Consider the following 18347-nt stretch of genomic DNA (forward strand, 5'->3'; position numbering starts at 1 on the left):
CCCCTGCATTCGGCGCAGAACCAGAATACCGCTGGGATGGATGGTCAAATCCCCCAAACCAGAGCATGAAGAGGGATAAATATTCTCCGGGAGAGGAAACCGCCTATGAAGGCAGCTCAGCTCAGCGCGTTTCAGCGCTGGTCGATCCTGATCGGCGCTTCGGTGCTGCTCAGCCTGGCCATGGGCATGCGGCAGAGCTTCGGGCTGTTTCAGCCCTCGGTGATCCGCGACGTCGGCATCACCAGCGCCGACTTCTCCTTCGCGACAGCACTGCAGAACATCATCTGGGGCGTCACGCAGCCGATGGTGGGACTGATCGCCGACCGCTACGGCACCCGCTGGGTGATGGCCGGTGGCGTCGTGGTCTATGCGGCCGGTCTCGTTCTCATGATGGTCGCCGACTCGGCCTTGATGTTCACGCTCGGCTGCGGCGTCTGCGTCGGCATTGCGCTGTCGTGCACCGCCTCCAGCATGACCATGACGGTGACCTCGCGCACGGTGTCGCCGGCCAAGCGCAGCGTTGCGATGGGAGCGGTCTCGGCTGCCGGGTCGCTCGGCCTGGTGCTGGCTTCGCCGCTGGCGCAGACGTTGATCTCGACCGCCGGCTGGCAGATGGCGCTGATCGGCTTCCTTGGCCTCGCCGCGGCGATGCTGCCGTCGGCCCTGTTCGCCGGCCGTGCCGACAAGCTCGATATCGACAAGTCGGACGACGTGCAGCAGTCGGCCGGCGAGGTGGTGCAGACCGCGCTCGGCCATTCCGGCTTCCTGGTGATGGCGATCGCGTTCTTCGTCTGCGGTCTTCAGCTCGTGTTCATCACCACGCATCTGCCGAACTATCTGGCGATCTGCGGGCTCGATCCGTCACTCGGCGCCTCGGCGCTGGCGGTGATCGGGCTGTTCAACGTGTTCGGCTCTTATGCGTTCGGCTGGCTCGGCGGCAGGTTTCCGAAGCAGTACTTGCTCGGCGGCATCTACATCGTGCGGTCACTGACGGTGGCGGCATATTTCTATTTCCCGGCGTCGGCCACTTCGACGATCGTGTTTGCCGCGATCATGGGATCGCTGTGGCTCGGGGTGATCCCGCTGGTGAACGGCCTCGTCGCCCAGCTGTTCGGGCTGCGCTACATGGCGACGCTGACCGGCATCGCCTTCCTCAGCCACCAGGTCGGCTCGTTCCTCGGGGCCTGGGGTGGCGGCGTGATCTACGACCATCTCGGCAGCTATGATCGCGCCTGGCAGGCCGCGGTGCTGATCGGCCTGATCGCCGGTTGTGCCCAGATGCTGATGAACGTCCGGCCGCCGCGCCGCCGGGACGAATTGGCGGTCCCCGCAACCGCCTGACCCGGAGCGGGAAGGGCCGATCGAGCCTAGAGCGTTTCACGTTTTGATGGAAGCGTATCCAGCGTTGTTGAAGTAATTGCTGCATTCGGCGGCGGGAATCGTGCCCACGAGGTGGCCGATGTAGTCGCAGGCGGCGTCGATGGTGCGCTTCTGGGCGACGCGCATCCAGTGCTTGATCTTGGCGAAGACCTGCTCGATCGGGTTGAGGTCGGGAGAGTACGGCGGCAGGTACCACAGCCTGGCGCCGGCTCCTCTGATCATCTGGCGGACGGTTGGAGACTTGTGGCTTCCGAGATTATCCATGACGACGATGTCGCCGGGTTTGAGCACCCCAACGAGTTGCTGTTCGACATAGGCACGGAAGCTCTCGCCGTTGATCGGGCCGTCGAACACGCAAGGCGCCGTGAGGCGGTCGCAGCGCAGGGCGCCGAGAAAAGTCAGCGTGCGCCAATGGCCGTGTGGCGCAAAGCTGCGCACCCGCTCGCCCTTCGGTCCCCAGCCGCGTAGTGGGGCCATGTTGGTCTTGATCCAGGTCTCGTCGAGGAAAACCAGCCGACCAGGGTCGAGGCGGTCCTGAAAGCTGCGCCAGCGCTGTCGCCGCCACGCGACATCGGCACGGCCCTGTTCAAGAGCGAACAGTGTTTTTTTTGAAGCTGAGCCCCTCTCGCTTCATGAAGGTCCACACCGCATTGTGGGACACCTTCACGCCTCGCGCGGCGAGTTCGTCCTTCAGCCCATGCAGCGTCAGATGTGGCATCTGCCTGATCCGCTCCACGATGAACGCGCGATGCGGCTCCAGTATAGGCTTGCGGTGTCCACCCATCTTGCCCGGCGCCACCGATCCCGTCTCGCGATAACGCTGGCACCACTTCACGACGGACGACACCGCGACAGCAAACCGGGCCGCTACAGCATGACAGCTCTCGCCGGCCTCAACTGCCGCCACGGCTCGTTCACGAAGATCATTGGAAAGAGGTCGGACCATCGATGCTGGCCTCCGATCCAGCCAGCATCTTGAATCACAAAACCCCGCCCGCCGGAATCCCTCTCGATTCAATCAAGCGATGAACCGCTCTAACGGTACGATCGGGCGCTGGCGGTAAGCTATTCATGTTGCAACGGTATTCGCTTCGGCCGAGCCGTTGCGACATGCTGTTGCAAGTTAGAATAGATATTGGGTCCCGCCGGGGAACCTTTTATAAGGGTTCCCGTTAAAGACGACGTCTCCCACCACCGTGGAAATGCATCATGACCTTCACGCTACCCGAATTGCCGTATGCCTACGACGCGTTGCAGCCGTACATGTCGAAGGAGACCCTGGAATATCACCACGACAAGCATCATCAGGCGTATGTCACCAACGGCAACAACCTGCTGAAGGGCACCGAATTCGAGGGCAAATCGCTCGAGGAGGTGGTCAAGGGCTCGTTCAACAAGAACGCCCCGTTGTTCAATAACGCCGCCCAGCACTACAACCACATCCACTTCTGGAAGTGGATGAAGCCGAACGGCGGCGGCAGCAAGCTGCCCGGCGCGCTGGAAAAGAAGATCAACGAAGACCTCGGCGGCTTCGAGAAGTTCAAGGCCGATTTCGCTGCGGCCGGCGCCGGCCAGTTCGGCTCGGGCTGGGCCTGGCTCTCGGTCAAGAACGGCAAGCTGGAAATCTCCAAGACCCCGAACGGCGAGAACCCGCTGGTGCACGGCGCCACGCCGATCCTCGGCGTCGACGTTTGGGAGCACTCCTACTACATCGATTATCGCAACCGTCGCCCGGACTACCTGAAGGCGTTCGTCGATAGCCTGATCAACTGGGAGTATGTCGAGGAGCTGTACTCCAAGGCCTGATCAGGGCGGCAAGCTCGTAATCGAATCGGAAAGGCGGTCGCAGTGCGGCCGCCTTTTCTTTTGGCATCGAGCCCGACCATGCGGCTTGCGGTCGCACCTCTCCTGCTGCAAGAACGACGGCGGGGGCGACGTTCGCAGACGGAGCAATTGTCGGATGGCCTATCTTCTGGTGTTCGTGGGCGGCGGGCTCGGGGCGATGTTTCGCCACTTCATCAACACGCTGAGCGGCCGCCTGCTCGGCACCGCGTTTCCGTATCACACCTTCTTCATCAACGTGACCGGCTCGATCGTGATGGGGCTGATCGCCGGCTATCTGGCGTTCAAGGGCGGCTCGTCGCAGCATTTCCGGCTGTTCCTGATGACCGGCATCTTGGGCGGCTACACCACGTTCTCGGCGTTCTCGCTCGATGCGGCGCTGCTGTATGAGCGCGGCGCGATCGGGCTTGCGGTGGTGTACGTGCTCGGCTCGGTGGTGCTGGCGATCGCCGGCCTGTTCGGCGGGATGGCGCTGATCCGCGCCGTCACATAAGACCCGCCGTCATTGCGCTCGACTGCTTCGTCGCCGCGCTCCTCGTAGCGATGTGGAGCGCCATCATTCGCTGACGTTTGGGCGAGGCCTCAGGCCTCGCTCAGGTCGACATCGTGTGCAGCAGAAACGTCAGCGCGGTCGCGGCGAACACGTGCATGTTGTCGACGCGGTCGGCGTTTTCCGTCTCCAGCGTCATCACTGCCTGCCGCGGCCCGGCCACCGCGATGCAGGTGTGGCCTGCAGCGTCGCCATAGCGATTGCCCGAGGGGCCGGCGGCACCGGTTTCCGACAGCGCCCAGTCGGCGCCGAGCCGGGAGCGGATCTGCTTCGCCAGCAATTCGGCATAGGGCTCCGACGAGGACCGCAGTCCTTTCATGTCGGGATCCGGAATGTCCATCAGCACGCGCCGCGCTTCGCGGGTGTACACCACCGCCGAGCCGAGAAAGTACGCCGAGGCGCCAGGCACGGCGAGCAGCGCGGACGCGATCAATCCGCCGGCCGAGGATTCTGCGACTGCGATGGTCTGCTTCTGCGCGATCAGCCTGAGCGCGACCTTTTCGGCCACTGGCAGCAATTCCCGCATCACCGATCTCCTCTGTGCTGCCTGTCACATCGCCTCTGGCGGGACGAATCGACACTTGATCGGCTGTACTTGATCGGAAGCCGTGCCGGCGGGCAAACCGAATGTGAGCGGGCCCGGCCGCTCAGCGCAGTCCAGCGAAGCTGCTCCACACCAGGCTGAGCCCGGACAGAAACAGCAGCGCCAGCACCACGTTGCGAAACGAGCGGTCGCTCAGCGCGTGGTAGGTCCGCGCGCCGAGCCAGGCACCCAGCAGGATGGCTGGCAGCGCCAGCAAGGCCGCGGAGAGAACTTCACGCGTCACGAGACCGTGCGCGGTCTGCAGCGCCAGTGCAGCAATCAGCACGGTGGAGTTGAATGCTTGAAACACGCCGCGGCGCTGATGCTTGTCCCAGCCACGGACGCTCGCCCATAGAATTGGTGGAGGGCCGGACAATCCGGCGAAGCCGCCCATCACGCCGCCGATCCAGCCGATCACGCCATCCATCCAGCGGCCGCCGAAGGTCAGCGCCATCGGCGGGGTGAAATAAAGCGCGGGCGGGAAGATCAGCAGAAAGAGGCCGACGAACAGTTTGAAGCCCCACGGATCGGCATACGCCACAAGCACGCTGCCCGGGATCACGCCGGCGAGTCCGCCGATCAGGAACGGCGTCACCAGTTTGAAATCGATATGCTGCCACACCATCCGCATCGTCGCCTGAGAGACCATTGAGCACAGCAGCACCAGCGGCACAGCGACGGTCGGCGGGAAGACGTAGAGCCAGAACCCGAGCGACACCAGCGCCAGACCGAAGCCGGACAGGCCGGAAACGAATCCGCCACACAGCGCGCCGGCGATCAGGATGATGAGAGTTGTTAGTTCCATCGGCCTCGATGCGCCTGCTCAATTCCGTCGGGCGGAAGCCGTCGCGCGTCCGTGAGGGAGTGTTGGCGCAAGCTTGCTTTGTGCCGCCAGCCGATCGGGCTTATAGCATCGGACAAGGCTCCGAAAACCAAAACAAGAGTTGCAGATGTTGGCAGGAAACAAACGAGACGCCGCGCCTGCGGCGAAGCCCGGCAACGCCGCGAACCTGATCGCGCCCGACACCACGGGGCTGAACTTCTATCGCGCCGATCCGTCGCTCGCCGATCTTTTGCGGATTCATCTGCCGAAATCCCTGGTCGATCACATCGAGCCGCATCTCGACCGGCTCGGCGCGTTGGCCGGCGGCCGGCTCGACGAGTGCGCGCGGCTCGCCGATCGCCACACGCCGATCCTGCATCAGCGCGACCGCTTTGGCCGCGACGCGCAATATGTCGAGTATCACCCGGCCTATCGCGAACTGGAGGCTGCCGCGTTCGGCGAGTTCGGCATTCACGCGCTGTCGCACCGCAAGGGCATCATGGGCTGGCCGGACGTCTATCCGGTCACCGCCAAGCACGCCTTTACGCTCTTATTCAACGAAACCGAATTCGGCATGGGCTGCCCGATCAACGTCACCGACGGCTGCGCCAAGCTGCTGTCGAAGTTCGGCGACGAGACGTTGAAGGCCAAGTATCTCGACGGCCTGACCCAGACCGACATGAGCAAGCTGACGCAAGGCGGCCAGTTCATGACCGAGAAGGAAGGCGGCTCCGACGTCGGCACGCTGACGTCGACTGCCGTTCCCGAAGGCGATCATTGGCGGCTGTATGGCGAGAAGTGGTTCTGCTCCAACGCCGACGCCAAGGTGGTGATGCTGCTGGCGCGTCCCGAAGGCGCCGGTCCCGGTACGCGCGGCGTCGGCCTGTTCCTGATGCCGCGGTTCCTCGACGATGGCTCGCCCAATCACTACCGGATCGTGCGGCTGAAGGACAAACTCGGTACCCGCTCGATGGCGTCGGGCGAGATCAAGCTGGAAGGTGCGATCGCCTATGCGGTCGGCAAGCTTGATCGCGGCTTCGTGCAGATGGCCGAGATGGTGAACTCATCGCGGCTCTCCAACGGCGTGAAGTCCACCGCGCTGATGCGGCGCGCCTGGCACGATGCGATCACGGTGGCGAAGAACCGCGTCGTGTTCGGCAGCCGCATCGTCGATCTGCCGCTGGCGCGCCGGCAGCTCCTGAAGATCCTGGTTCCGACCGAGCAGGGGATGTCGGTCAGCTTCCTCACCGCCGATGCGCTCGACCGCGCCGAAGGCGGCAGCCAGGACGCGGCTGCGCTGCTGCGTATCCTCACGCCCACGCTGAAATTCCGCGCGACCCGCGACGCGCGCAAGGTCTGCGGTGATGCGCTCGAGATGCGCGGTGGCATCGGCTACGTCGAGGAGTTCGCCACCGCGCGGCTGCTCCGCGACGCGCATCTCGGCTCGATCTGGGAAGGCACCGGCAACATCGTGGCGATCGATGCGCTGAAGCGCGCGATCGGCAGGCATGGCGCGGAGTCGGCGCTGGGGGCCGATCTGCATGCGCGGCTCGACGATGCGGCGCGCGTGCCGCAGGCCTGGCGCGACCGGCTGCGCGGGCTGATCGACAAATCGATCGGCTTTGCGCGTGAGGTCGCTCAGAACTCCGACAACGAAGCCGATGCTCGCCGCGCGACCAGCACGCTGTATCACGTTGCCAGCGCGGTGGCGCTCGCCTGGGAGGGCGCGAAGACCGAAGCGATGCGCGGCGATGCCCGGCGCGTGCTGCTGTCGCGCCTCGTGGTTGAGCATCGCCTGTACCAGCCTGATCCGTTCGCGCATCAGGACGGCAAGCTCGAGCTCGCGATTGCCGACCATCTGTTGGGTGAGCAGGCCGCGGGCATAGACGAGATCGCGCCGCTGCTGACGGCGTAGTATGCGAGCGACACAATCTCTCCCGTCATTGCGAGGAGCGAAGCGACGAAGCAATCCAGCCCAGCGTTCGGAGCTGGATTGCTTCGCTTCGTTCGCAATGACGGGGGGCGTTCGTCGCTAATTAATCCACGAATGCCTTCGGCGGTCTGAAGCCGCCGAATTCGCGCTCGATCAGTTCGGCGAGCTTCAGCGGCGTGCGATCTTCCAGCCAGGGGCCGACGATCTGCACGCCGATCGGCAGGCCGTCGTCCGACATCGCGATCGGCAGGGCGGTTGACGGCAGGCCGGGCAGGGTGGCGATGCCGGGCCACACCAGTTGGTCGACGTAAGGATGCTGCTTGCCGTCGATCTCGATGCGGCGCTCTTCCTGTGGCTCGTGGTGATCGTGCGGATAGGCCGGGGTCGGCATCACCGGGCAGATCACCGCATCGAACGATTTGAATAGCTCGCGCCACTGCGCGCGCAGGCCGGTGCGGCGGCTGTCGGCGGCGACCCAGTCGCGGTGGCTGAGCACGATGCCGCGCAGCCGCTCGGCGGCAAGGCTGTCGTCGCTGGCGCTGAGCCCGGCTGCCATCGCCTGCGCGCCGGCGTAGAGGTCGGGCGGGAAGCCGGCGGCGAGGAACGACAGCAGCATCCGCATATAGACCCGCGAGGTCTCGGCAAGATCAGGCAGCAGCGGCGAGGAGCGGGTGACGCTGACGCCGGCCTTGGTCAGGCCGTCCGCCAGCGTTTGCAATGCGCCGTGCACCGCGGAGCCGGTCGGCAGCAACGGATGGGTATCCAGCAGCAGCACGCGGAAGTCCTGCAGCGCGGTGTGCCGTGCCGCAGGTAGATCGAGCTGATATGCGATGCCGTCGAAGATCGGATCGGTGCCGGCTATGACGTCGAGCAGCAGCGCGAGATCGGCGGCCGAGCGCGCCATCGGGCCGATCACCGACAGATCGCGATTGGAGGGCAGCGGCGGAAACGGCGGCGGGGTGTGGCCGCGCGCCGGGCATAGGCCGAAGGTCGGCTTATGGGCGTAGACGCCGCAGTAATGCGCCGGCACCCGCAGCGAGCCGCCGATATCCGAGCCGAGCGATAGCGCGCCGAAGCCGGCCGCCAGCGCGGCGGAGGAGCCGCCGGACGATCCGCCCGGCGTGCGGCCCAGATCATACGGATTGCCGGTGGTGCCGTAGATCTCGTTGTAGCTTTGCCAGTCCCCCAGTGCGACCGGCACATTGGTTTTGCCGAGGACCACGCCGCCCGCGGCCTTGACCCGCTCGACCGCCAGCGCATCGGCGGCGGCGACGAAGTTCTTGTGCTGGACGAAGCCCCAGGTGGTCGGCAGGCCGGCGACGTTGAAACTCTCCTTGACGGTCATCGGAATGCCGAGCAGCGGCTCGCGTCCGCCGCGCGAGAACGCCAGATCGGCCGCCCGTGCGCTCTGCAGGGCGCGGTCGAAGTCGCGGACGCACACCGCGTTGACCTTGTCGTCGTACCGCTCGATCCGGCCGATCGCATCCTGCGCCAGTTCGACGGCAGAAACCTGCTTGGCCCTCAGGGCGGCGGAAAGATCGGTGACGGTGGCAAAGCTCCAGGGCGAGGCGGGCAAGGCGTGCAACTCCGTTGGCTGACAATTAGTTTGCTGACGTAGCGCCCCATTATACGCCAATGGTTTTCAATGGCGATAAATTTCGAGGCAGACAAGAATGCTGACGTGCAGCTGACAGCAAGTGTGGTTGTGGGCACAATTTCCCGTGATGAAAAATTAGTTTGATCGGCGTCAACGGATTCGGATACTAACAAGTGATCTAATTACCAAGTATGCGGTTATGGATTCTTTTAGTAATCTAAGCCGTGTCGACGGCGGCGCGAAATTTGTTGTTGCTAATTATTCCTATCGAGCTGGCGTCGCTCGTCCAATAACAACCTTGCATCCCAAAAGCTGAACATTGATCGGGAGGAAACCGTGACAAAAACAACGCGTGACGTGTGTCTAGTGGAATTGTCGCGCCGCAACATACTTCGAGTTGCGGCGGGGGCGGCCGGGGCGGTCGCCATTGTGGGGCTCGCTGCCAGCGAAGCACTCGCTTCGGACAAGATGGCCAAATCTGCGGCGCAGTATCAAGCTTCGCCGCACAGCGGGCAGTCTTGCGGAAAGTGTCAAAACTACATTGCGGCTTCCAGTAGCTGCAAGGTCGTTGACGGCCCTGTGAGTGCGAACGGCTGGTGCTCGCTGTTCGTCACGAAAGGCTGATCTGTTTGTTGTGCCGAGTACGCTTGGCGAAAGGCGTTACACATCGAGCGGACGCAGCCGCGTTGGCTGCGTCCGGATTTGAACAGAATTTGATTGTTTGGGGACGGGCTTTGAGAAGATCCAGCGATCGAGCGACACGATTCCTTGACGGTGTAGTTGCCTTTACCGGCGGCGCGGTCATCACTGGCGTAACGTTGGTGGTCACCCCACCGACGGCGCAAGCGCTGCCGATCTTCGCCCGTCAGACCGGTCAACCCTGTGGTAACTGCCACACCGATGTTCTCGGTCTCACGCCATTCGGCCGTCGCTTCAAAATCGGCGGCTACACGCTCGGTGGCGGGCCATTCCGCAAGACGCTGTTTCCGATCCCGCCTTCCGGCAAGGTGTTTCCGACGGCGGATGAACTCAAGTCGGTCCTTGTGCCCGGGACAGCATCTCAGGATGCTGTCGCCCAGCTTCGCTCTTATGCCCAGCAGACAACGTCTGACGCGAAGCTGGCCAAGCCGGCCGCAACGCCCGAGCAGGCGATCACCGATGCGTTCGCGGCGGTGCAGAAGCCGGAGGAGGAGCCCGGCTGGTTTCCGCCGCTGGCCGTGATGCTGCTCGGCGGCTACACCCACACACAAGCGCCAGATCCGAATTGGATGCCCGGCGTCAATCACTGGAACGCCAACGACAATACCGGTCTGGCGCAGGCGAGCCTGTTCGGCGGCGGTGCCATGAGCGACAATGTCGGCGTGTTCGCGCAGCTGACTTACAGTTTCCCGGCGATCGCGGATGCGTCGGGCAAGTGGGGTTGGGACAATGTCGATGTCCGCTATGCGCAGTCAGGCCAGGTCGGCGGCGTCGATGTGCTGTTCGGTATCACTGCGCACAACAATCCGACCGTGCAGGACGTATGGAACACCGCGCCGGCCTGGACGCATCCGTACTTCACAACTCAGCTCGGCTTCACCGGGCCGGCGACTTCGACGGTGATCGACGGCGCGTATTCGCAACGCGTCGCCGGCCTCGGCGGCTATCTGTTCATCAATGATCAGCTCTATCTCGAGGCCACCGGCTACAAGACCCTCGGCGTCGTGGCGCAGACCCGGCTCGGTGCCGATCCGCTCGCCAGCCTCGGCCAGATCGCCGGCGTCGCCCCTTATGGCCGAGTTGCCTGGGAACAGCGGTTCGGCGACCACAATCTGATGGTCGGCGGCTTCGCTAGCCGGTTCGAGATCGCGCCCTGGTCGGTCAGCGGCGTCCCTGTGCCGCTCGACACCACGGGCAATCTCGCCGACGTGCCATATGGAGCAACCAACAAGTACACCGATTTCGGTTTCGACACGCAGTATCAGTATCGCGGCGACAATTACTGGGTGATCTTGAAGGGCGCGTATATCCGCGAGGAGCAGCGCTATGATGCCGGCTATATCGGCGGGATCGTTCCGGCGAACCTGACCAACTCGCTGAACACTTTGCGGGCCAGCTCGACCGTCGCGATCGGTAACGACAATCGGGTGGTTGCGACCGGCCAATACTTCCGGACCTGGGGATCGCCCGACGCCAATCTTTACCAGGGAAATCAGGACAGCGTGCCGGACACCACAGGCTTCATGGCGGAGCTTGCCTACCTGCCGTTCGGCTCGAGCCGTGCGCCGTACTGGCCCTGGTTCAACACCCGCATCGGCCTGCAGTATTTTTACTACACTAAATACAGCGGCGACACCGTCACGTCGCACGACAAGAACACCTTCATCGTCTACTCGACGATTTTGTTCTGAGGGTGCGCTGGTCGGGACACTGACCGGCTACAGGTGACTTGCATCGGGTTGGCGCGGCATCTGGGCTGGATGGCACGTCGGGTAGAGTCTCCCTTGACTGAAGCTCCGGCGGTTCCGGGGCTTCCTTTGTTTTTGGTGGCCGTCATCTTGGTGCGACGCGTAGCAAGTGCGGCGGTGTGCCCCGAACCGCTGCCAGAGCTTCATCTGAAGGATATAAAGTCGAAGCGGCCTAACCGCTAACCGCCCCGGAAATCCTGCGGCGTGAAGCCGATGTCGAGGATGCGCCATTCGCGGTACTTGTCGGCTGGCAGCATGGTGTAGGGCTGGCACGCTTCGAGGGCGGCGATGGCGCCCTTCATCAGCGCTGGGCCTTTGGCCGAGGCGCTGGCCTCGATCAGGAACGGCTCCTGCGCGAGCCGACCGTCCGGCGTCAGGCCCACCCGGATCACGATCTTGACGTTGTCGGACGGCGACAGGCCCGCCGGCAGCGCCGCACAGGCTTTCAGCCGCTTGCGCAGGGCTGCCACCGCATCGGCGCTGATATTGGCGACGGTCTCGGCCGGCGCGTCGAAGCCGCCTTCGGCCGGCAGCCCGAGCGCCACGGAGTATTTCACGGTGATATCTGGCTCCTGCGGAATCGCCGGCGGATAGGGCGCAGCCGCCGCTGCCTGTGGGGCCGGCTGAGGCTGCGGCGCGGGCTGGGGTTGCGGCGGCGGCTGCGCTTGGGTGCTCTGCTGCGGAGGCTGAGGGGCGGAAGCCGGAGGCTTGGTCTCGGCCGGCTGATGTTTCGCGGGGGCCTGCTGCTGCGGCTTGGGCTCCTCGGTCTGCGGTTGCGACACCTCGAAATTCGGCGTCGGCTGCTCGACCGGCTTCGGCTCGGGGTCTTTCTCCGGGACCGGCGGCGGGGCTTCGTCGGCGGTCACCACCTCGACCTCGATCCGCTGCTCCGGCACTTCGGCGAACGGGCGAACCTCGGCGAGCAGCAGGACCGTACCGACCAGCACCACATGCGCCAGCACCGAGACGGCGGCGCCGGCCCGGTGCGAGGTGGATGACGAGGTGGGATCAGAACCGGGCCGCATCGCCGCCAGCATAGCGCGGCAGGACGACGGAGCGGAGTCGTTCTTGGCGGCCCGTGGTGGATCAGAGGTCACACCCCCGCCGGCAGGCGGCGGAGGTGTGGGAAGGTCGGAGCGGCTCAGGCCGTCGCGGCGGCGGCCTTCGGCTGCGACGGCCAGTAGCGGTCCTTGAGGTGGCGCTTGACCAGCTTGCCGGTCGGGGTGCGCGGCAACTCGGCCTCGAAGTCGACCGAGCGCGGGCACTTGATCGGCGACAGCCGCTCGCGGCAGAAAGCGATCAGCTCGGCCGCCCGCTCGCTGCTCGGAGCGGCGCCGTCGCGGAGCTGCACCACCGCCTTGACCTCTTCGCCCATCTCTGCGTTCGGCACGCCGAACACCGCGACGTCGGCGACGTCCGGATGGGTCAGCAGCACGTCCTCGGTCTCCTGCGGGTAGATGTTCACGCCGCCCGAGATGATCATGTAGCTCTTGCGGTCGGTGAGATACAGGAAGCCCTCGTCGTCGAGATAACCGACGTCGCCGAGCGTCGACCAGCCTTTCTCGTTGTAGGCCTTCTTGGTCTTGTCCGGATCGTTATGATAGCTGAACGACGGCGCGTCGGCGAAGTACACGGTGCCGATCTCGCCGATCGGCTGCTCGTCGCCTTCATCGTCCAGGATCTTGATGGTGCCGACCACCGCCTTACCGACCGTGCCGCGATGCGCCAGCCACTGCTGCGAGGTCGAGACCGTGACGCCGTTGCCTTCGGAGCCGGCGTAGTACTCGATCAGGATCGGTCCCCACCATTCGATCATTTTGGCTTTGACGTCGACCGGGCAGGGCGCCGCGGCGTGGATCGCGCCCTTCAGCGTCGACACGTCATAGCGGCTGCGGACCTCGTCGGGCAGCTTCAGCATGCGCACGAACATCGTCGGCACCAGCTGCGACTGCGTGACCTTGTACTTCTCGACCAGCGCCAGGAACTGCTCGGCGTCGAAATGCTCCATGATGATCGAGGTGCCGCCGAGTGTGGTCGCCATCATGTTGAAGCGCAGGGGAGCGGCGTGATACAGCGGCGCCGGCGACAGATAGATGCTCTCGGCGTTCATGCCGCACATCTTCTCGCACAATAGGCGCAGGAACGGGCTCGGCACGTCGATGGCGTTGCCTTCGAATTCGCGCTTGATGCCCTTCGGCCGGCCGGTGGTGCCGGAGGAATAAAGCATGTCGTAACCGGCGACTTCGTCGGCGATCGGCGTGGTCGGCTGTGCCGCGGTTTCCTGCTCCCACGAGCGGAAGCCGGTGATCGGCGGATCGACCATGTAGTACAGCGGTGCGCCCGGCGCGTCCGACAGCAGCGACTTCATCGTCTCGCTGCCCTGGGCCGAGGTGATCACCACCTTGGCGCCGCAGTCCTGCACGATGTAGCCGATCTCGTCCTTGGTCAGGTAACGGCTGATCGCGGTGTAATACAGGCCCGCGCGCTGTGCCGCCCAGCAGATCTCCATGAACGCCAGCCGGTTTTCCATCAGCAGTGCGATGTGATCGCCGGCCTTCAGCCCCAGCGACCGGAACAGATGCGCGCCCTGATTGGAGCGCTCATCGAGCTGCCGATAGGTGATGGCCTGGCCGGTCGAAGCCATCCGGTAGGCGACTTTGTCGGGATTGGTCTTGGCGTGAATGGACGGATGGGTCATGGCAGTTTCCTCTTTGGTGATGCGGCGGATTGGCTCCGCTCTACTTCGTCATTGCGAGGAGCGAAGCGACGAAGCAATCCAGAGTCCGGTGCAAGGGCCTGGATTGCTTCGCTTCGCTCGCAATGACGGCGAAAGTCTCTCGTTTCGGCGACTGACGATTGTCAGGCGCTGCGGATCAGGGACGAAGTGCGACGGGGACTCCGTCCCTGCGTCGGAGTCGGGCCTTACAGCCGCTCGACGATGGTGACGTTGGCCATGCCGCCGCCTTCGCACATCGTCTGCAGGCCGTAGCGCTTGTTGTTCTGCTTCAGCGCATGGATCAGCGTGGTCATCAGCTTGGTGCCGGAGCCGCCGAGCGGATGGCCGAGCGCGATCGCGCCGCCGTTGACGTTGAGCCGCGCCGGATCGGCGCCGGTCGCCTTCAGCCACGCGGTCGGGATTGAGGCGAACGCTTCGTTGACCTCGAACAGATCGATGTCGTCGATCTTCATCCCGGCCTTCTTCAGCGCGTATTCGGTGGCGGGCAGCGGGGCTTCCAGCATGATCACCGGATCGCCGCCACGCATCGTCATGTGGTGGACGCGCGCCAGCGGCTGCACGCCGAGCTGCTTCAGGCCCTTCTCGTTGACCACCACCACGCCGGAAGCACCGTCGCAGATCTGGCTGGCGGTCGCCGCGGTCAGCTTGCCGCCGTTCTCGTTGATCAGCTTGACGCCCTTGATGCCGTCGAGCGTGGCGTCGAAGCGGATGCCTTCGTCGATGTGGTGGATATCGGTCGAGCCGTCGGCGCGGGTGATCTCTAGCGGGATGATCTCGTCCTTGAACTTGCCGGCCTGAGTCGCGGCGATCGCGCGCTGGTGGCTGTTGAACGCGAACTCGTCGAGCTCGTCTTTCGACAGGTTGTACTTGTTCGCCACCATTTCGGCGCCGACGAACTGGCTGAACTGGATGTTCGGGTAGCGCTCTTCCATCTTCGGGCTCTTGTAGTTACCGAGCCCGGCCTTGGCGGCGAGGATGCTCGGCGAGCCCATCGGCACGCGGGTCATCGATTCGACGCCGGCGGCGATCACGATATCCATGGTGCCGGCCATCACCGCCTGTGCGGCGAAATGCAGCGCCTGCTGCGACGAGCCGCACTGCCGGTCGACCGACGTGCCCGGCACGCTTTCCGGCAGCTTCGAGGCCAGCACCGCGTTGCGGCCGATATTGACGGCCTGTTCGCCGCCCTGGCCGACGCAGCCCATGATCACGTCTTCAATCTGATCCGGCGCGGCGCCCGAACGGTCGACCAGCGCATTGATGACGGAGGCGGCGAGATCGACCGGATGCCAGCCGGCCAGACGGCCTCCCTTGCGGCCGCCGGCAGTGCGAGCGGCGGCGACGATATAGGCCTCGGCCATGTGTTCTCTCCCTGAAAATGGTTGTTGGGTACGGGTCTCGGACCGCCGCGATTTAAGTGGTGGGGAAGGATTTAGTCAATCGATCAATTAACGCTTGAGCCATGTCAAACGATGCTGTAAGCCCGACAGCAATGGCAGCGCATCTCAACCATTCTGCGGCTACTAAAGTACCGGCGGCGAAAAACTCCACCGCCGAGAAGCTGTTGGTTGCCGCCGGCGAACTGATGATCGAGCGTAACTCGGTCGAGATCTCGCTGGCCGATATCGCGCAGAAGTCCGGCGTCAACGCCGCGCTGGTGAAGTACCACTTCGGTAACAAGGACGGTCTGCTTTTGGCGCTGCTCGAGCGCGATGCGTCGAACGAAATGACTCATCTCGATTTCCTGCTGACGCAGCCGCTGTCGCCGACCACCAAGATGAAGCTGCACATCGCCGGCATCATCAAGGCGTATCACCAGTTTCCGTATCTGAACCGGCTGATCCACTACTTGCTGCACGGTTCGAATCGCGAAGCCGCCGACGAGGTCACCAAGTTCTTCGTCGGGCCGCTGCTCGATTTTCATCGCCGGCTGCTGGCGGAGGGTGTCGCCACCGGCGACTTCCGCGAAGTCGATCCGGTGCTGTTCTACACCACGCTGATCGGCGCCTGCGACCATCTGTTTTTCGGTCGGCAGACCATGATGCGTGCGGCCGGCGTCGGTCCGGTGACCGAAGAAGTCTGCCGCGCCTATGTGGCGCATATCGAAAAGATCGTCCTCGGTGGGTTGCTGTCGAACAGAGCGCGTCAGCCTTCCGCCGCCGGATCCTGAGCTAACAAAAAGAAGAAACGACCCCACCCAACTACAGAGACCTTTCAATCAAGACCGGGACAAGCCAAGGAAAATCCGAACAAAAACCAATAACGCCCAAGGACCAGTTCACGGAACCTGCCCGCAAGAAGGTAGGCGGAATGGAGCTTCAGGCAGCCCCGGGAAATTGTTCGTGTCTCTATAAGAAGAAAACGCCAGGAAACGCCCAAGCAATCTGTCGGAACGCGAGCTCAACGAAACGCCACCCAAGGAGAGACCTCGAGCCGGATCGGTAGCGGACCAAGTCGCGACCTTTTGCCGGCCTCAACGATCGGGGAAACGCCCAAGGGGCTGTTGAAGGCCCGGACCAACAGCGCAATAACCACGCGGGACGCGTCGGCCCGACCGCTCTTAAAAGGCGGCGAGCGGTGTCGTCCGAGATCAAGCTTCAAGAAAGCGCCCAAGGAAAGGGATATCCAATGCAGTTGAAAGACGTCTCCGTTCTCATCACCGGCGGTGGTTCGGGGCTCGGCGCCGCGACCGCGCGGGCGATGGCCGCCAAGGGCGCCAAGGTCGCCGTGCTCGACATGAATAAGGACAACGCCGAGAAGGTCGCCGCCGAGATCGGTGGCGTTGCCTGCGTCGGCGACGTCTCGCAGGAAGCGCCGGTCAAGGAGGCGATCGCCAAGGCTGAAGCCGCGCACGGCATCGTCCGCGTGCTGGTGAACTGTGCCGGCATCGGCGGCGCGGTGAAGACCGTCAGCAAGAACGGCGCCTATCCGCTCGACCACTTCTCGCGCATCATCAACGTCAACCTGATCGGCAGCTTCAACTGCATCCGGCTTGTCGCCGAGCGCATGCAGAGCGCGCCGACCATCGGCGAAGAGCGCGGCGTCTGCATCAACACCGCCTCGGTGGCGGCGTTCGACGGTCAGATCGGGCAGGCTGCTTACTCCGCGTCGAAGGGCGGCATCGTCGGCATGACCCTGCCGGTGGCGCGCGACCTCGCGTCGATGAACATCCGCGTCATGACCATCGCGCCGGGCCTGTTCCTCACGCCGCTGCTGATGGGTCTGTCGGAAGACGCCCGCAAGAGCCTCGGCGCCCAGGTGCCGCATCCGGCCCGCCTCGGCGATCCGTCGGAATATGCGTCGCTCGCGGTGCAGATCGTCGAGAACCCGATGCTGAACGGCGAGACCATCCGTCTCGACGGCGCCATCCGCATGGCGCCGCGCTAAACGCGCACTTCTCACCCTTTCCGTTTCGGGAGAGGGTGAGCCTTCGATCTCCGCCGCGTGTAGTTCGTCACATAGTGACGATCTCTCGCGCGGCGGAATTCGAAGCGCGGGATTGTTTCTTTCCCTGTATTTGGGAGGGGAGCGACTATCGCCCGAACGGCGATCCGACTAAACGTCGCAGCAGCGGCGTATAAGAACAAGAACTGACGGGAGTGATGGCGTGACCGAGGCCTTGCTGGTCGATCATCGTGACGGGGTCGATTGGGTCACGCTCAATCGGCCGGATAGCCTCAATGCTCTCGATCCCAGCCTGATCGACGCGCTCAACGCGTATTTTGGCCGTCTGCAGCGCGATCGGACGACGCGCGTCGTCGTGCTGAAAGGCGCGGGCGCCAATTTCTGCGCCGGCCTCGACCTCAAACATGCGATGGCGCGCCGCGCCGGTGAGAACGCCACGCCCGGCGTCACCGAGTCTCTGGATTCGCAGCGCCGGATCGCCGACATCGTGATGCTGATGCGCCGCTGCCCGCAGCCGATCATCTCGCTGATCCGCGGTGCCGCGGCCGGCGGCGGCTTTGCGCTGGCGCTGGCTTCCGACGTCCGCATCGCCGGACGCAGCGCGCGGATGAACTGTGCCTTCATCAAGCTCGGTCTTGGCGGCTGCGACATCGGCACCAGCTACTTTTTGCCGCGCCTCGTTGGCGTCTCGGTGGCGTCCGAACTGATCCTCACCGGCCGCTTCATCGGCGCCGAGCGCGCACTGATGACCGGGCTCGTTTCCGAACTGGTGGAAGATGATCAGCTCGAAGCCGCGGCGCAGCCGTTCGTGGATGCGATGATGGCGGCTTCGCCGGTCGGTTTGCGGCTGTCGAAGGAGTGTCTCAACATGGCGGTGGACGCCGGCTCGATCGAGCAGGTGATCGCGATGGAGGATCGCAACCAGGTGCTGTGTTCGCGCTCGGAGGATTTCAAGGAAGGCGTCGCCGCGTTCCTCGAGAAGCGCAAGCCGGTCTACGGCAACCGCTGACCAATTCAACGTTGGCCCGGCAAGAGGCCGAGAAAACGGGA

At 64.2% G+C, this 18347-nt stretch carries 16 protein-coding genes; 9 read left to right on the forward strand and 7 right to left on the reverse strand.

What is annotated here, in order from left to right:
• Nucleotides 1-105 precede the first annotated feature (105 nt).
• A complete protein-coding gene (locus LRC39_RS08485) occupies nt 106-1341 on the forward strand; it encodes an MFS transporter (RefSeq protein WP_164639413.1) in 1236 nt (411 codons plus the stop codon).
• A 36-nt stretch (nt 1342-1377) separates the two neighbouring features.
• Here the strand turns inward: LRC39_RS08485 and LRC39_RS08490 are convergent.
• Nucleotides 1378-2326, reverse strand: a protein-coding gene (locus tag LRC39_RS08490) for an IS630 family transposase (RefSeq protein WP_346297470.1) whose coding sequence is annotated in 2 segments (ribosomal slippage) — nt 1378-1989 and nt 1991-2326 — 948 coding nt in all. Because the reading frame shifts where the segments join, the coding sequence is not laid out codon by codon here.
• A gap of 263 nt (nt 2327-2589) precedes the next feature.
• Here LRC39_RS08490 and LRC39_RS08495 point away from each other — a divergent pair.
• Together LRC39_RS08495 and crcB are read left to right on the forward strand one after the other, a co-directional pair.
• The gene (locus LRC39_RS08495; protein WP_107343674.1) at nt 2590-3186 is read left to right on the forward strand and encodes a superoxide dismutase; all 597 of its coding nucleotides are present in this window, start codon (nt 2590-2592) and stop codon (nt 3184-3186) included.
• Nucleotides 3187-3340: 154 nt separating this feature from the next.
• Nucleotides 3341-3715: a fluoride efflux transporter CrcB gene (gene crcB, locus LRC39_RS08500; protein WP_346296942.1), complete on the forward strand. Its 375-nt coding sequence runs from the start codon at nt 3341-3343 to the stop codon at nt 3713-3715.
• 100 nt (nt 3716-3815) lie between these two features.
• Here the strand turns inward: crcB and LRC39_RS08505 are convergent, their stop codons facing one another.
• Nucleotides 3816-4298 (reverse strand): CinA family protein, encoded by a 483-nt coding sequence (locus LRC39_RS08505; RefSeq protein WP_164572594.1) that lies wholly within the window; start codon nt 4296-4298, stop codon nt 3816-3818.
• 121 nt (nt 4299-4419) lie between these two features.
• Nucleotides 4420-5160, reverse strand: coding sequence for a sulfite exporter TauE/SafE family protein (locus LRC39_RS08510; protein WP_346296943.1), 741 nt, complete (start codon nt 5158-5160; stop codon nt 4420-4422).
• 145 nt (nt 5161-5305) lie between these two features.
• Between LRC39_RS08510 and LRC39_RS08515 the strand changes: the two genes are divergently transcribed.
• Entirely contained in the window at nt 5306-7093 is a 1788-nt protein-coding gene (locus LRC39_RS08515; protein ID WP_346296944.1) for an acyl-CoA dehydrogenase family protein, read from the forward strand.
• A 121-nt stretch (nt 7094-7214) separates the two neighbouring features.
• On the opposite strand, the gene LRC39_RS08520 is transcribed toward LRC39_RS08515, so the two are convergent.
• Nucleotides 7215-8687, reverse strand: a complete 1473-nt coding sequence (locus LRC39_RS08520) for an amidase (RefSeq protein ID WP_346296945.1) — start codon at nt 8685-8687, stop codon at nt 7215-7217.
• Nucleotides 8688-9176: 489 nt separating this feature from the next.
• Here LRC39_RS08520 and LRC39_RS08525 point away from each other — a divergent pair, with 489 nt between their 5' ends.
• Nucleotides 9177-9332, forward strand: a complete 156-nt coding sequence (locus LRC39_RS08525) for a high-potential iron-sulfur protein (protein ID WP_234820213.1) — start codon at nt 9177-9179, stop codon at nt 9330-9332.
• Between the two features lie 197 nt (nt 9333-9529).
• Entirely contained in the window at nt 9530-11098 is a 1569-nt protein-coding gene (locus LRC39_RS08530) for a cytochrome C (RefSeq protein WP_346296946.1), read from the forward strand.
• 236 nt (nt 11099-11334) lie between these two features.
• Here the strand turns inward: LRC39_RS08530 and LRC39_RS08535 are convergent, their stop codons facing one another.
• The 3 genes from LRC39_RS08535 to LRC39_RS08545 form a co-directional block, all read right to left on the reverse strand.
• A complete protein-coding gene (locus tag LRC39_RS08535) occupies nt 11335-12192 on the reverse strand; it encodes a hypothetical protein (RefSeq protein ID WP_346297485.1) in 858 nt (285 codons plus the stop codon).
• A gap of 104 nt (nt 12193-12296) precedes the next feature.
• A complete protein-coding gene (locus LRC39_RS08540; protein WP_346296947.1) occupies nt 12297-13853 on the reverse strand; it encodes an acyl-CoA synthetase in 1557 nt (518 codons plus the stop codon).
• 224 nt (nt 13854-14077) lie between these two features.
• The gene (locus LRC39_RS08545) at nt 14078-15253 is read right to left on the reverse strand and encodes an acetyl-CoA C-acetyltransferase (protein WP_107343684.1); all 1176 of its coding nucleotides are present in this window, start codon (nt 15251-15253) and stop codon (nt 14078-14080) included.
• Between the two features lie 131 nt (nt 15254-15384).
• Between LRC39_RS08545 and LRC39_RS08550 the strand changes: the two genes are divergently transcribed.
• From LRC39_RS08550 to LRC39_RS08560, 3 genes are all read left to right on the forward strand, one after another.
• Nucleotides 15385-16062 carry a TetR family transcriptional regulator gene (locus LRC39_RS08550; protein ID WP_107343685.1) on the forward strand — a complete coding sequence of 226 codons (678 nt, stop codon included), beginning with the start codon at nt 15385-15387 and terminating at the stop codon, nt 16060-16062.
• A 458-nt stretch (nt 16063-16520) separates the two neighbouring features.
• Entirely contained in the window at nt 16521-17279 is a 759-nt protein-coding gene (locus tag LRC39_RS08555) for an SDR family NAD(P)-dependent oxidoreductase (RefSeq protein ID WP_013503496.1), read from the forward strand.
• Nucleotides 17280-17499: 220 nt separating this feature from the next.
• Entirely contained in the window at nt 17500-18306 is an 807-nt protein-coding gene (locus LRC39_RS08560) for an enoyl-CoA hydratase/isomerase family protein (RefSeq protein ID WP_107354879.1), read from the forward strand.
• The last annotated feature ends 41 nt before the right edge of the window (nt 18307-18347 follow it).

The sequence above is a fragment of the Rhodopseudomonas sp. P1 genome, from assembly GCF_039642825.1.
In the GTDB taxonomy this organism is placed as follows: Bacteria; Pseudomonadota; Alphaproteobacteria; order Rhizobiales; family Xanthobacteraceae; genus Rhodopseudomonas; species Rhodopseudomonas palustris_H.